The sequence below is a fragment of the Flavobacterium selenitireducens genome, assembly GCF_014748335.1.
Classification (GTDB): Bacteria; Bacteroidota; Bacteroidia; order Flavobacteriales; family Flavobacteriaceae; genus Flavobacterium; species Flavobacterium selenitireducens.
Map to the genome: position 1 here is coordinate 140,960 of NZ_JAAVIY010000007.1, position 15,973 is coordinate 156,932.

Below are 15,973 nucleotides of genomic sequence, written 5' to 3' on the forward strand. Positions count from 1 at the left end.
ATAACGGAATTGCCGAATCAAATTTTAAAAGGGACGTACCGCAGCAAATCGCGGTTCGTTTACTTTTTTGTCGTCATTTCCCTGAAAGCCGTTTCGAGGTTACGGTTTTGTTGGGCGATCTGAAGTGTTTTCAACCCATTTTCCTGGGCAAAATCGAAAATTGCCGGACGCATATCGCTATCTTTTACGAACGTCAGTTCCCAGTTTTTGTCCGAAATGCGTTTTGAATAATGCAGGTTGGGAATGGTATCGATGACATCCTGGGCGACGGCCTTGTCGAATTCTACTTCAATGACCTGTTGGGCGACTTCCTTGATCTTCGACAATTTGTTGTCCGCCTTGATTTGTCCGTGGTCGATGATGATCACACGGTCGCATATCGCCTCGACTTCCTGCATGATATGCGTCGAAAGAAAAACGGTTTTGTCTTTCCCGGCATTCCTGATGACGCTGCGGATCTCGACCAATTGGTTCGGATCGAGCCCGGTCGTGGGTTCGTCGAGAATCAGCACTTCCGGATCGTGCAAAAGCGCATTGGCAAGCCCGACGCGTTGGCGGTAACCTTTGGAAAGTTGCCCGATTTTTTTATGGCTTTCGGATGCGAGGCCGGTAAGCTGGATCACTTCTTCAATGCGATTTTTCCCAACCTTATAGACATCGGCGTTGAAGCCAAGATACTCGCGTACGTACAAATCGAGATACAACGGATTGTGCTCCGGCAGATAGCCAACCGATTTCTGGACCGACTTTTCGTCAGACGACACATCGAAACCGTTGACCGCTGCCGAACCCGAATCCGCATTTAGATACGTCGTCAGGATTTTCATCAACGTCGATTTTCCGGCCCCGTTCGGACCCAAAAAACCCACGATTTCCCCTTTTTTGATGGAAAACGAAACGTTGTCGAGCGCCTTCTGGCTGCCGTACATTTTGGTGATATTGCTGACTTCGATGGACATATCTCGGGATTTATCGCAAATGTAAACCAATAATTATTTTTGGTTGCTATATTTAGCATCTAAACGGACAAGTATGAAAAAAGTTTTGTTGCCGATATTATTTCTCGGCGTGGCGGCGATCGCGCAAAAGTCGGAAATCAGCCAAAAAGAAGTCACGCGCATCGAAACCGTACTGGCTTCGGACGAAATGGAAGGGCGAAAGGTCTTTGAACCCGGGATCGAAAAGGCGTCGCAGTTCATCGAATCCGAATTTAAAAACATCGGGCTTCGATTTTACGGCGACCTGAAAACCTATCGACAGGAATTCGCGATAAAAGGAAAGCCGGCCAACAACGTCATTGCAGTTATTCCGGGAAAATCCAAAGCCGATGAATTCGTCGTTTTTTCGGCTCACTACGATCATTTGGGCGTGAAGGGTTCAGGAGACGACAGGATTTTCAACGGTGCCAATGACGACGCTTCGGGTGTGACGGCTGTCATTGCGCTCGCAAAGCATTACAAGCAAAAAGGAGGGAACGAGCGCACGTTGGTATTCGTGGCGTTTACCGCAGAGGAAATCGGTGGTTTCGGGTCGCGCCACTTTTCGGAGTCGATAAACCCGGACAAAGTCGTCGCTATGTTCAACATCGAAATGATTGGAACCGAAAGCAAATGGGGCAAAAATTCCGCTTACATAACCGGTTTTGAAAAATCGGATTTCGGCAAGATATTGCAGAAGAATCTCAAGGGAAGCAAATTTCGTTTCGAGCCCGATCCTTATCCGGAAATGAAATTGTTCTATAGATCAGACAATGCCACGTTGGCGGCACTCGGCGTTCCCGCCCACACTATTTCGACTTCCAAAATGGACGACGAGCCCAACTATCACAAAGCAAGCGATGAGGTCGGCACGCTCGACATGGCCAACATGACTGAAATCATCAAGTCGATCGCGGTAAGTGCGGAAAGCATCATAAGCGGGAAGGAGACGCCGACGCGGGTTGAGGTAATTAGATAATTAGATGATTAGATAATTTGGCGATGGAGCTGTTGTGTCGACTTGACAATGAATGAACGATCAAATGATGCATGATTAAATTGACGATTGCACAAATTACGAGCCCCAAAATCCGATATTCACAAAAATTTCAAAACGCTTTGTGAGCGGAAACTTTTTTTTCTACTTTAGCCGACGAAGCAAGTACACAATGCAAAACAACTGGTTTTATTTTAGCAATTTCTTTTATTTCCGCAAGGAATCGGGATTGCTGTGTAGTTGCTCTAGTTGATTATTAATTCAGAACACGATACGATCCCGACCCACAGTCGGGATTTTTTTTTTGCTTAAATTCATCTGTTATGGAAACTGCTCTGACGATAGCGATACAAGGGATAAAAGGCTCGTTCCACCATCAGGTTGCCGGGGAATATTTCGGCGAAAGTGCGCTTGACGAATGCATGTCGTTCGAGTCGCTCGTGCGTTCGCTAAAGGAGAATCGCGCCCAAAAAGGCGTCATGGCGCTAGAAAACTCGATTGCGGGTTCGATCATACCGAACTACGCGCTCATCGACAAAAACGATCTGCACATCATCGGCGAGCATTATCTCAACATCCACATGAATTTAATGGCGCTTCCGGGGCAAAAAATCGAGGACATCAACGAGGTGCATTCGCATCCGATAGCGTTGTTGCAATGCGCAGTTTTCTTCGCCCAGTATCCGCACATCAAATTGGTGGAAAGCGGCGACACTGCCGAGACGGCCCAACGCATCAAGGAACAAAATCTGACGGGAATCGCCGCCGTCGCGGGCCCGAAAGCAGCGCCTATGTACGGTTTGGAGATTTTAGCGCCGGCAATCCACACGGTAAAAAGCAATATGACGCGTTTCGTGATCGTCAAAACGCAGAACAAGGTCATTCCGAAAGAAGAAATCAACAAGGCCTCGATAAAGTTCGAGCTCGACGACATGCCGGGCGCGTTGGCGTCGGTCTTGAATATGATGACGACGTCCAAATTGAATCTCACCAAAATCCAGTCGATGCCGATTATAGAGACGCCTTTTCAGTACTCGTTTTTCGTAGATGTGGTGTTCGAGAAGTACAAACATTACGAGAAGGCAAAGAAAATCCTGGAACTCATGACGACACATTTTAAGGTGTTGGGAGAATACAAGGCGGGCGTTCGATGAGACAATTAATAATGAATAATTACGATGTGTTTGTGCATTACTGCGTGGCGACAGGTACACGTTGAAGAGCGACCGCGTAACAAATTTTAAGGTTTCGACAATGATACGAACAGCAAATAGACTGAACAGGGTCGAGGAATACTACTTTTCGCAGAAGTTGCGGGAGGTTCGGGAGTTGATGGCGGCCGGAAATCCGGTAATAAACATGGGAGTCGGAAGCCCTGATTTGCCGCCATCCGATGAGGTGATTTCCGCCATTAAAAGTGCGGTCGATGAACCGGGTGCGCATCAATACCAGAGCTATCAAGGTTTGCCGGAGCTGCGAAAGGCGATTTCGGATTTTTACAAAAATCAGTTTCGGATCGATGCGGATTTTAATTCCGAAATCCTGCCGTTGATGGGTTCCAAAGAAGGCATTTTGCACATTTCGCTGGCAGTTCTCGATGAAGGCGATGAGGTGCTTATCCCGAATCCCGGTTATCCGACATATACATCGGTGACGGATTTGGTCGGGGCGATTCCGAAGCTTTACGATTTGACGCAGGAAACGAATTGGGAACCGGATTTTGACGCATTGGAAAAACAAGATCTGTCAAAGGTAAAAATCATGTGGGCCAATTATCCGCACATGCCCACGGGCGCAAAAGGAAATTTGGACTTGTTGCGGAAATTGGTCGCATTTGCCAAAAAGCATTCGATTTTGCTCGTGAACGACAATCCGTACAGCTTCGTCCTGAACGACTATCCGATCTCGATTTTCGAAGCAGACGGCGCAAAAGGCGTAGCTTTGGAACTGAATTCGCTGTCCAAAACGTTCAATTTGTCGGGTTGGCGCGTCGGGTTCGTCATCGGAAACAAAACGTGTATCGACGCGGTGCTCAAAGTAAAAAGCAATATGGATTCGGGCATGTTTTACGGCATTCAGAAAGGCGCGGTCGCAGCCTTGAAATCCGATACGTCGTGGTTCGCCAGGCAAAATGAGATCTACGGCAGGAGACGCGAGCTGATTTTTGAGTTAGCCGATTTGCTCGGGTGTTCGTACGACAGGAATTCCGTTGGAATGTTCGTATGGGCGAAATTGCCCGATTCCATTGCGGACGCGGAGGTTTTCGTCGACGAACTGTTGTATAAGAAGCACGTTTTCATCACGCCCGGAAAGATATTCGGAAGCAATGGGGAACGATATATTAGATTTTCGCTTTGCCTGCCGGAACAGAAAATCCGCGAAGTTTTGAAGCGATTTGAAAAGTGACGAACTGATTTCTGCCGCGGATTTAAAAGATTTAGAGCTCGAGAGAAATCCAAAGAATCCTCCAATCCGCGGCAAAGAAAAAAAGAATAACGATAAGAAGCAATCGCAACCACCAATTCGCAAATTCGCGGCTAAAGATAACGACAGGAAGCAATCCAAAGAATCCTTTAATCCGCGGCAGAGAAAATAAGAATAGCGATAAAAAGTAATTAAGACCGAAAATTCGTGAATTCGCGGCAAAAAAGATTAGGTATAGCAATAGGAAGCAATCCAAAAAAACCATCAATCCGCGATGAAACAATCCGAAAAATTCTAAAGCGACTTAAAAAAAGAGAACTGATTTTTGCCGCGGATTTGCGGATTTAACGGATATGAAGCTCGAGGGAAATCCAAAAATCCTTCAATCCGCGGCAAAGAAATAAGAATAACGATAAGAAGCAATCGCAACCACCAATTCGCGAATTCGCGGCTAAAAGAATAGGCATAACAATAGGAAATAATCCAAAATAAGAAATTCTAAAGCGACTTAATAAAAGAGAACTGATTCTTGCCGCGGATTTGCGGATTTAACGGATATGAAGCTCGAGAGAAATCCAAAGAATCCTCCAATCCGCGGCAAAGAAAAAAAGAATAACGATAAGAAGCAATCGCAACCACCAATTCGCAAATTCGCGGCTAAAGAATTGGCATAACGACAGAAAGGAATCCAAAAAACCCGTTAATCCGCGATGAAAGAATCCGAAATTCTAAAGCGACTTAAAAAAAGCGAACTGATGTTTGCCGCGGATTTGCGGATTTAACGGATATGAAGCCCGAGGGAAATCCAAAGAATCCTCCAATCCGCGGCAAAGAAAAAAAGAATAACGATAAGAAACAATCGCAACCGCAAATTCGCGGCGAAACGAAAAATGAATATCAAAAAGACTAAAATGGAAAACGATAAATCCCTTAGAAACTGGCTCGATGCCCTGAATTTGAACCATCCGCTCGTGATCGCCGGCCCGTGTTCGGCTGAAACCGAAGAACAAGTCATGCAGATCGCGCGCGAGCTCAAAGATTCCGACGTGTCGTTTTACCGCGCCGGAATCTGGAAACCGCGCACGCGACCCGGCGGATTCGAAGGCGTCGGCGCGATCGGACTCAAATGGCTGCAAAAAGCCAAAGCCGAAACCGGTTTGCCGATGGCCGTGGAAGTTGCCAACGCCACACACGTAAAACTGGCATTGGAGCACGATATCGACGTGTTGTGGATCGGGGCACGGACGACGGTGAATCCGTTTGCCGTCCAGGAAATTGCCGATGCGCTCCAAGGCACGGACAAGATCGTGCTCGTAAAAAATCCGGTGAATCCTGACCTCGCGCTTTGGATTGGCGGGATCGAACGGCTTTACAACGCCGGAATCCGAAATCTCGGCGCAATCCACAGGGGCTTTTCGACTTACGAAAAAACCAAATACCGCAACATTCCCGAGTGGCAGCTTCCGATTGAACTGCAATCGCGTTTCCCTGATTTGCCACTGATAAACGATCCGTCCCACATCACCGGTCGCCGCGACATGGTCAAGGACGTCGCCCAGCAGGCGCTCGATCTCAACTTTGACGGGCTCATCATCGAAACCCATATTGATCCGGACAACGCCTGGAGCGACGCGGCCCAACAGGTCACGCCAACTGCGCTCAAGCAAATGTTCATCGATCTCAAGATGCGCGAAATGACGATTGCGGAGGACGATTTCAATTTTAAAATGGCAAAATTGCGCACCAAAATAGATGAAGCGGACACCAAACTTTTGGAAATCCTGGGCGGTCGCATGAAGGTCGCTGACGAGATCGGGGCGCTCAAAAAAGAGAAGAACGTCGCGATTTTGCAAAACAAACGCTGGAACGAAATTCTCGACAAGATGATTTCAGAAGGTTCCTCGAAAGGCCTGACCGAAGATTTCGTCCTAAAAATTTTCAAGGCGATCCACCAGGAAAGCATCACGCACCAGGAGAGGGTGATTAATGGTTAATTAGCGAAAGTGTCAATTAGCGAATTGAAAATAATTGGATGTTTTTTTCTGTACCAATACCGGGTATAAGTTTTTTACTGATTTTGGACATTCGCTAATTGTCTCATTCGCTAATTCGCTAATTTAGCCAAATGACAGGAACCGTCTACAAATCCACCGGAAGCTGGTACACGATCAAGACCGAATCGGGAGAATTTCTCGATTGCAGGATAAAAGGGAAGTTGCGCATTTCGGGTATCCGAAGCACCAATCCGGTTGCCGTGGGCGATGTGGTCGATTATGACATCGATAAAAGTACCGATGAGGTTCGCGGCGTGATTACCAACATTCACGATCGGGAGAATTACATCGTGCGCAAATCGGTCAACCTGTCCAAGCAGATCCACATCATAGCGTCGAATGTCGACCAGGTTTTCCTGATCGTGACGATCAACAATCCGCCTACGACGACGAGTTTCATCGACCGGTTTTTGGTCACGGCCGAAGCCTACGACATCAAAGCGGTTTTGGTCTTCAACAAAATCGACACGTTCGACGAGGCGATGCGGGACGAGCAACTTTACATGCAGCACGTCTATTCCAATATCGGTTACGACTGCCTGCGTGTTTCGGCAAAAGAAGGTACGGGAATCGACAAACTCAAGGCAATGATGGAAGGCAAGACGAGTATGTTCTCCGGGCATTCGGGCGTTGGGAAATCGACACTCGTCAACGCCGTCGAACCGAATCTCGACCTCAAGACAAAAGAAATTTCGTTGCAACACCAGCAAGGTCAGCATACCACAACATTCGCCGAAATGTTCGATTTGTCGTTTGAGGCGAGCATCATCGACACGCCCGGCATTCGTGGTTTTGGTATCATCGATATGGAAAAGAGCGAGATAGGGGATTATTTCCCGGAATTTTTCGCTTTGAAGCAAGACTGCAAATTCAATAATTGCCTGCATAGGGACGAACCACATTGCGCGGTAAAGGCGGCGTTGGAAAACGACGAGATCGCCTGGTCGCGTTACCGCAGCTATATCCAGATCCTCGACGGAGAGGACGAGCACTATCGCACAAACGATTTCGAGGACGAGCGCGCCATAAACGATCAGGAAGAATGAGGATTGTGGTGCAACGCGTTTCCGAAGCATCGGTAACCATAAATGAACAAATCGTCGCCGACATTCAAACCGGTCTTTTAGTTTTGGTTGGCATAGAAGACGCTGACGGGGACGAAGACATTGACTGGCTGGCACCCAAAATCGCGAACCTGCGCATCTTCGGGGATTCCGACGGCGTTATGAACCTAAGCGTTCAAGATATCTCGGGCGACATTATCGTCGTAAGCCAATTCACGCTACACGCCCTTACCAAAAAAGGCAATCGTCCTTCTTATATCAAGGCCGCCAGACCGGAGATCGCGATCCCTCTTTACGAGCGTTTCGTATCCAAACTTCACGCAGAGACAGGCCGCCAAATCCAAACGGGAGAATTCGGGGCAGACATGAAAGTCAGGTTGCTCAACGACGGTCCGGTGACGATTCTCATCGACTCGAGAAAGCGCGAATAAATTAAGTTGATATTCCGCAAATTCCATTACTTTTGCGGCTACCACAAATGTTAAAAATTTCCTAAGTTTTATTTGGTCGGATGAAAGTCCTGCCCCGCTATCGCTATGGATATGAAATCGCTTTTGTTGCTCTGCATCGCCTTTTTTTCGCTACAACTGAACGCTCAAAAACTTGAGTACGCCTCTGCGCTTATACCAAAAGAGTTGACGGATAACGCCAATGCGGTCGTGCGCTATAATGAGGAAAACTACACGGTAAATTCCCAGAATTCACTCTCGGCAAAGGTCACTACGGTCATAACCATTCTCAATGAATACGGCTTGCGCAACCTCAATACGCAACTTTATTATAGCCCGACGACGCGTATTTCCCGGGTCGAGGCGCGTGTTTACGACAAAATGGGTTACCAGCTCAAGGTTTTTAAAAAGAAGGATTTCAGGGACGTCAGCCTTGCCGACGGTTTTTCGGTATTCAATGACGACCGCATGCTTTATCTCGACTATACGCCGATCGCCTATCCGTTCACGTTTGTGATGGAAAGCGAATACCATACGTCCAATACGGCCCAAATGCCGCGCTGGTCGGCGCTTAGCGGATATTTTGTGAGCACGGAAAAGGACGTGGTGCGTATTTCCTATCCGGACGGCCTTGGGTTTGGATTCAAAGAAGTCAACTTCGATCCGAAATTCGATATCGCCAGGCAACAGGAAACCGGGACGCTGACCTACACCGCACGTAATATCGCCGCATTGAAGCGAGAGGAAGGCAGCCCGGAGTTTCACAAAATGTCGCCTATGGTTTGTTTCAGGCTCGATAAATTTTCCCTTGAAGGCGTTGACGGCCATGCATCAGATTGGAAGGAGTTCGGGAAATGGTACCACGACCGCCTTCTTTCGGGAACAGACGAGCTTCCCGAAGAAACGCAGGCCAAAGTCCGTGAACTGATAGGCCAGGAAAAGGATCCGATAAAAATCGCGCGCAAACTCTATCAATATGTCCAGGATCGGACGCGTTACGTCAGCATACAGGTTGGAATCGGAGGCTACAAACCAATGAAAGCTGCAGATGTGGACCGGCTCGGTTATGGCGATTGCAAGGCGCTTTCCAATTATATGCGTGCTTTGTTGGCTGTTGCCGACATCCCGTCTTATTTCACATTGGTGTACGCCGGCGACGATTCCCGACGCGGACTCATGCGCGATTTCGTTTCCCCTCAAGGCAACCACGCTATCCTGGCGATGCCAAACGGAGACGATTATATTTGGCTCGAATGTACGAGCCAAGTAAATCCGTTTGGGTTTCAAGGCATGTTTACCGATGGACGGGAAGTATTGGTAATCAAGCCTGAAGGAGGCGAAATCACGAAGACCCGAACTTTTGCGGAACAGCACAACAGCCGGCTTGCTTCGGGAAATTTTGCCATTGCTGAAGATTCCGGGATCACGGGTGCCGTCGTGACCAGGAGCAAGGGAGCGGCGTATGACGCGGTTTACCGGAACGAGCGTTTGTCTCCCAAAGACAAAGAAAAGTTTTACAAGAATTCATATGCAAACATTTCCAACTTAAAACTCGATAAGATAGAGTTCCGGAACGATAGGGAAAAGGTAGAATTTACCGAAGCGATTCAACTATCGGCTCCAGCCTACGGAAATGTAAGCACCGGGCGCATCATGTTTGCCGTCAACGCGCTGAACCCGTATTCTGAAACGCCGAAGCGCTATCGCAATCGCCAAAATCCGTTTGAAGTGGAACGCGGTTTTTTCGAGCAGGATGAGATCGCGATTTCGATTCCGGACGGTTTTGCCGTGGAAGCGTTGCCGTCTGACGCAAGCCTTAAAACGAAATTTGGCGAATACGAATGCAAGATCGTGAAGCAGGACGATAAAAACATCCTCTACAAACGCACTTTTTTAATGAAGGACGGAAGCTATTCGAGTGCCGAATACGACGAATACCGTCAGTTTTGTGAACAGGTTGCGAGATTCGACTCGGCTAAAGCCGTAATTTATAAAAAAGGCTAAGCGATGAACAAAATTCTACACTTGGTGACACTGCTGCTTATCGCGACACCGGCATTTTCGCAAAAGTTCGAGATACAAAAAGTCACGGTCGCCGATCTCGAGCAAAAAGCCCTTCCGGCCGATCCGTCTGCGCAAGCGGCCATCCTTTTCAGCATAGGCGAAGTCAATTTTCGGTATGACAAGGAAAAGGGTTTCAGGATTTACACCACCGTAAAGACACGTATCAAGATTTACGGCAGCGCGGGATACGAATGGGGCAATTTCGAGAAGAACTACTACGACGCGGCGAGCGCCAATCGCGAGCGCCTGACCTTTGGCGATGCGTGCACGTATAACCTCGTCAATGGCCAGATCGAAAAGACCAAACTCAGGAGTGACGGGATCTTCGACAGCAAACTCAACAAATATTGGGGACAAAAAAAGATTGCGATGCCCAACGTCCGCGAAGGGTCGATCATAGAATTCGAATACACGCTAGAATCGCCCAATATTGGCACCTTGCCACAATGGAATTTCCAGGATGCGATACCGGTTGTCTATTCCGAGTTCAGGACGATCATTCCCGAGTATCTCGTTTATAGCCATTACCAAAAGGGATTTTACACACTCGAGGTTGAGACCAAGATAGGTCGGAATTCCATCAGTTATCGCCAAAAGCACGAAGCCGAGGGCGTAATGATCAAAGCCTATGTCGAGGAAGTCGACGTGAAATTTAGTGAGACCACGACGATTTACCGGGCGAAAAACCTGCCGTCGATAAAGGAGGAAAAGTTCCTGTCGAGTTACCGCAATTACATCTGTGGCATTTCCCACGAATTGATGATGACGAAATTTCCCGGCAGTACGATCAAGTCGTATTCGTCCGATTGGGGCGATGTGGCGAAAAACATCCTGGAGGACGATGATTTTGGCGGGCAACTTTCCAAAAGCGGCTATTTCGAGGAGCAAATCAAGACACTTACCGCCGGAATGAGTAAGCCGCAGGACAAACTCTCGGCCATATTCCAATTTGTCAAGACAAACGTCAAGTGGAACGGCTTCCGGAATTACTGGTGCGATCAGGGCGTAAAGACCGCATTCAGGGAACACAGCGGCAACTCCGCCGAGATCAATCTGATGTTGACCGCGATGTTGCGCTATTCGGGCCTTGATGCCAATCCGGTACTTGTGTCGACGCGAAGCCACGGCATTTCGCTGTTTCCGGCCGTTTCCGCATTCGATTACGTCGTGAGTTCCGTCCGGATCGATGGCGCGATCGTACTTCTCGACGCCACCGAGGCCTTTGCGATGCCTAATGTGTTGCCAATGCGCGCCCTGAACTGGAAAGGCCTGCTGGTCGACCGCGAAGGAAAGCCCCAGGACGTGAACCTGTGGCCCGCCTCACCCGCATCAGAGAACCGGACACTTGCTTACACCTTATCGGCAGACGGAAAAATCGAAGGCAAGGTCAGGAGGCAACTGTCGGGGAACATAGCGCTCGACTTCCGCAACAGCAACACCGCCCGAAGCAATGAACACTATCTCGAAACACTCGAAAATCAATCTGGACAAATCGAAATAGTTGATTATAAAAGAGAGAACGAGTCCGACTATTACAAGGATGTGATCGAAACCTATTCGTTCAGCAAGAGCCAGGCGGCGGACATCGTGGGAGACAAGCTTTATTTTTCGCCTTTGCTGTTTTTGGCTGCGACCGAAAATCCATTCAAGCTCGAAACGCGCGATTATCCCGTCGATTTTGGGTTTGCGGTAAAGTCGAAGCACATCGTGCTGATCGAGCTTCCGGAAGGCTATGCCGTCGAAAGTATTCCGGCTGGCGTCTCCATGATCACCGATGGCAACTTCGGGAGCTTCAAATACACCATCGCGCAAACCGGGTCGAAGTTGCAGCTGGTCGTGAATTCCGAAATAGCACAGCCGCTCGTTCCATCTGAAGCATATCCCGTAATCAGGGATTTTTACCAAAAAATGGTTGACAAACAAAACGAAAAAATAGTACTGAAAAAAATATGATGACAAAGCAATTTTTGGCTGGCGCATTTTTGGCTTGCGCCGGACTTTTCCCGATTGCGTTATTGGGACAAAAGTTCCTTCCCGGAAAAGTCACCGTTGAGCAACTGAGCCAGAAACGGCACCCATCCGACACCTCGGCCGCGGCTGCCGTGTTATTTAAAAAGGGCTCGACGCGTCTCGAATACAAAGGCGGCCAGGGATTCAGCATGGTCACAGAATGTACCCAACGCATCAAGATCTACAAAAAGGACGGATACGAATGGGCCAATGCAAGCATTCCTTTCTACACTGGCAGCGACAATGAAAAAGTAGCTATTGACGACGCCGTGACCTACAACCTGGTCGACGGTAAAATCGAGAAGACCAAACTAAAGCGGGAAGGTGAATTCATCGAGAAGAGCAACAAATTCTGGTCGCGGAAGAAAATCGCGATGCCGGGCGTGAGGGAAGGATCGATAGTAGAATTCACGTACAGGATCACATCGCCTTATTTCCAGAACATGCCGGATTGGAGTTTCCAGCAGGCGATTCCCGTCGATTATGTCGAGTACGAAACGGGAATTCCGGAATATTTCGTGTATCAACCGCATTTCAAAGGCAGTTTGCAACCTCAGGTCGCGGTAAATTCCATCCGCCGAAAACACGAAGGCAAAAACCGCGTAAAAAATATGAGGACTGGTCACATGGAAGACGAAGTGTACAACGTCGATTTCCAGGAACAGGTCAAAATCTACAGCATGCAAAACGTACCGGCGCTCAACGACGAAGGTTTCGTAAACAATATTTCCAATTATACCTCGTCGGTGCTGCACGAACTGGCGTCGGTGCGAGAGCTAAACGGCGTGATAAGACCCTACGCGAACGATTGGGGAAGCGTGGTTCGGACGATATACGACAACTCGGATTTTGGGTCCGAACTCGCAAGGAACGGATATTTCGAAACCGATCTGAGCGTGGCCGTTTCCGGAGCTATCGACCCGTCCCAAAAATTGCAGGCGATCTACAAAACGGTCAAGGACAGGATGAACTGGGACGGAATGTACGGATATTACTGTGACAAGGGTGTCAAAAAGGCGTATCAGGAAAAAGCGGGAAATGTCGCCGAAATCAACCTGATGCTTGTAGCCATGCTGCGTTCGGCGGGAATCAAGGCCAATCCTGTTTTGGTAAGCACGCGCTCGAACGGCGTTTCGTTATATCCGGCGCTTTCGTCTTATAACTATGTAATCGTGCAAGCCGAGATCGGCGATTCGAAAATCCTGATGGACGCTACCGACAAATGGGCTTCCCCGGACATACTTCCCGTTCGCGACCTCAATTGGTTTGGCCGCGTGATCCGTGCCGACGGAAGCTCGGAAATCGTAGACCTCATGCCAAAGAGCAAATCGCGCGAGATCGTCAACGTCATGGCAAAAGTCGAAGCGAAAGGAAAATACAACGGCCAGGTCAGACGGCAATATTTTGATCACAACGCGATGAACTTCAGGTCGTCGAATGCGACACTCAACGAGGAAAGTTATCTCGAAAAGGTAGAGAAATCCCACAAAGGCATTGCACTTTTGGCCTACAAGCGCGAAATGGATGCCGATATGTCGAAACCTGTCACCGAATCCTTCACATTCGAGCACGACAACGGCGTAGAAGTGATTGGCGACAGAATGTATATTTCGCCTTTGACATTTCTTGTGCTGGCCCGCAATCCGTTTCGACAGGAAAAGCGCGATTATCCTATTGATTTCGTGTATCCGCACCAGGAAAAGATCAACCTGAATCTAACGCTTCCCGACGGATACGTTATCGAGAGCCTTCCGGCAGCGGTGAACCTGGCCATGCCTGACAATCTCGGGACATTCCGTTTCGTATCCCAAAAGGGCGAAAACACTATACAAATCGCGGCCAATTACGATATGAACGAAGCGGTAATCGCGCCTGATTATTACGATTCCCTAAAAGACTTTTACCAGAAAATGGTCGACAAGCAAAACGAAAAAATCGTACTCAAAAAAATATGAAGCGAGCCATTTTCATCATCGTCTTTCTTTTTTGCGGATTCGTATCTGAAGCCCAAAAAATGCAACTCGGAAAAGTCACCGTTGCCGAGCTCGGACAAAAAACGCATCAAATCGACACTTCGGCCGCCGCCGCGGTATTGTTCAGCAAAGCCAAGACGACGTTCAAAATCGACAGGGAGCACCATTTCAAAGCCGTCCACGAATACAATGTGAAGATCAAGATTTACAAAAAAGAAGGTTTGGGGCAGGCCAATCAGGAAATTGCATACTATATCGGCTACAAACAACTAAAGCCGGAACAGCTGAGAGTAGAGGATGCTGCGACGTACAACCTCGTCGGCGGACAGGTGAAAAGGACGAAAGTCAGTTCGTCTGAAGTTTTCAAGGAAAAAGTGAACGAATCCTGGAAAACGGCGACCGTCGTCTTTCCGGATGTGAAAATCGGGTCGATCATAGAATTCAAGTATACCGTCACCTCGGAAAATATCCACGCGTTCCCGAACTTTCGTTTCCAACGGTCGATTCCTGTCGACTATGCCGAATACGTCAGCGAAATTCCAGTCAATTACCAATACAAGATTTTGACGAATGGACTGTTTCCGATACAATCGAAAGTAGACACGAAATCCGGCAGCCAGAGTTTCGAAAACAAATACGGACAAACCAATTCGCTTCAGTACACGCTGAAAGTGGTAACCCTTTCTGCCAGTGAGCTGCCCGCGTTGAAATCCGAAGATTACGTGGACAATGTCGACAATTACCGGGCGTCGGTCGATCACGAACTCGAACTGATACAATTTCCTGACGCCCCGGTGCGCAATTTTTCCCAAACCTGGGAAAGCCTGACGCAAACGATTTACAAGGATGAGGATTTTGGTGCCCAGATCAAAAAAGCCGAGTATTTCATGGATCCGCTAAAACGTGCCTTAGCCGGAACCGAGCCGAAAGCGGAACGCATGAAAAAGGTGTTTTCGCTCGTCCAGGATCGCATGAGCTGGAACAACCGAAATGGATTTTACACGGCTGATGGCGTTGAAAAAGCCTGGCTAAACCAGACCGGAAACGTGGCCGAGATCAACCTGATGCTGGTTGCGATGCTCAACATGGCCGGAGTTGAGACCTATCCGGTGCTCATCAGCACAATCGATCACGGCGTGCCGGCATTCCCTAACCAAACGTCGTTCAACTACGTCGTGGCCTGCGCAATCGTGGACGGGCGAAAAGTGCTGATGGACGCCTCCAACAAGTACACCACGCCGGGAATTGTTCCGGCGAAAATCCTCAACTGGAGCGGAAGGCTTGTGCGGCAGGACGGCAGTTCCGAAGAAATGTCATTGACCAAACCCGAACTGTCGAGGCGCTCGTATTCGCTTATGGGCGAAGTGCGGCCGGACGGAACCGTTCAAGGCAAGACGCGCGTCCAGATGTCTGAATTGGCAGGGTTTGAATTTCGCGAACGGTTTTCCGGAACCAACAAGGAGAGTTATGCCGAACGGCTCGAACAGTTGTATGACAATATCGAGATCGACAATTATGCGGTTGCCAATGAAAACCGGTCGACCGATCCCGTTGTGGAAACGTTCGATTTTACGACTGCCAAACACTCCGAAGTCATCGGCGGAAAATTGTACATCGACCCGATGCTGTTCTTTTCGATGCACGCCAATCCGTTTACCACCGAGGAACGGTTGATGCCGGTTTTTTTCGGCTATCCGCGACAGTCGCGTTATATCATCATCCTTAAAATTCCTGACGGATTTGCCGTCGAATCGTTGCCGGAATCGGTCAACATTACCACAGGCGAAAATGTCGTATCTTTCAGGCTCGCCTGCCAGACCGCTGGAAATTCCATTACGATTAGCGCGACTTACGAGACCGGACAAATGCTCGTAGGTTCCGGTTTCTATCCTAGTATCAAGGGTTTTTTCGGTGAGATGGTAGCGAAAGAAAAGCAAAAAATCGTACTCAAAAAAGCCTGA

General features: G+C 48.5%; 11 protein-coding genes. 10 read left to right on the top strand and 1 reads right to left on the bottom strand.

From position 1 onward, the window contains the following. Positions 1-59: 59 nt before the first annotated feature. On the bottom strand, positions 60-959 hold the full coding sequence (gldA, locus tag HC229_RS11850; RefSeq protein WP_191020704.1) for a gliding motility-associated ABC transporter ATP-binding subunit GldA: 900 nt from the start codon (positions 957-959) through the stop codon (positions 60-62). Positions 960-1,032: 73 nt separating this feature from the next. On the opposite strand from gldA, the gene HC229_RS11855 reads away from it, so the two are divergent. From HC229_RS11855 to HC229_RS11900, 10 genes are all read left to right on the top strand, one after another. After that, positions 1,033-1,956 carry a M28 family metallopeptidase gene (locus HC229_RS11855; protein ID WP_191020705.1) on the top strand — a complete coding sequence of 308 codons (924 nt, stop codon included), beginning with the start codon at positions 1,033-1,035 and terminating at the stop codon, positions 1,954-1,956. A 341-nt stretch (positions 1,957-2,297) separates the two neighbouring features. Then, positions 2,298-3,128 (top strand): prephenate dehydratase, encoded by an 831-nt coding sequence (locus HC229_RS11860; RefSeq protein WP_191020706.1) that lies wholly within the window; start codon positions 2,298-2,300, stop codon positions 3,126-3,128. A 100-nt stretch (positions 3,129-3,228) separates the two neighbouring features. Beyond that, positions 3,229-4,380: a pyridoxal phosphate-dependent aminotransferase gene (locus tag HC229_RS11865; RefSeq protein ID WP_191020707.1), complete on the top strand. Its 1,152-nt coding sequence runs from the start codon at positions 3,229-3,231 to the stop codon at positions 4,378-4,380. A gap of 929 nt (positions 4,381-5,309) precedes the next feature. After that, on the top strand, positions 5,310-6,392 hold the full coding sequence (locus HC229_RS11870; protein WP_191020708.1) for a chorismate mutase: 1,083 nt from the start codon (positions 5,310-5,312) through the stop codon (positions 6,390-6,392). Between the two features lie 131 nt (positions 6,393-6,523). Beyond that, the gene (gene rsgA, locus HC229_RS11875) at positions 6,524-7,498 is read left to right on the top strand and encodes a ribosome small subunit-dependent GTPase A (RefSeq protein WP_191020709.1); all 975 of its coding nucleotides are present in this window, start codon (positions 6,524-6,526) and stop codon (positions 7,496-7,498) included. Beyond that, positions 7,495-7,947: a D-aminoacyl-tRNA deacylase gene (dtd, locus tag HC229_RS11880; RefSeq protein WP_191020710.1), complete on the top strand. Its 453-nt coding sequence runs from the start codon at positions 7,495-7,497 to the stop codon at positions 7,945-7,947. Before rsgA ends, dtd begins: the two co-directional genes overlap by 4 nt. Positions 7,948-8,058: 111 nt before the next feature. Continuing rightward, complete coding sequence (locus HC229_RS11885) at positions 8,059-9,969, top strand: transglutaminase-like domain-containing protein (RefSeq protein ID WP_223845596.1); 1,911 nt, start codon at positions 8,059-8,061, stop codon at positions 9,967-9,969. Positions 9,970-9,972: 3 nt separating this feature from the next. Then, positions 9,973-11,982 carry a DUF3857 domain-containing protein gene (locus tag HC229_RS11890; protein WP_191020712.1) on the top strand — a complete coding sequence of 670 codons (2,010 nt, stop codon included), beginning with the start codon at positions 9,973-9,975 and terminating at the stop codon, positions 11,980-11,982. Further along, positions 11,982-13,994: a DUF3857 and transglutaminase domain-containing protein gene (locus HC229_RS11895; protein ID WP_191020713.1), complete on the top strand. Its 2,013-nt coding sequence runs from the start codon at positions 11,982-11,984 to the stop codon at positions 13,992-13,994. The genes HC229_RS11890 and HC229_RS11895 overlap by 1 nt, the downstream gene beginning before the upstream one ends. After that, complete coding sequence (locus HC229_RS11900) at positions 13,991-15,973, top strand: DUF3857 domain-containing protein (RefSeq protein ID WP_191020714.1); 1,983 nt, start codon at positions 13,991-13,993, stop codon at positions 15,971-15,973. The genes HC229_RS11895 and HC229_RS11900 overlap by 4 nt, the downstream gene beginning before the upstream one ends.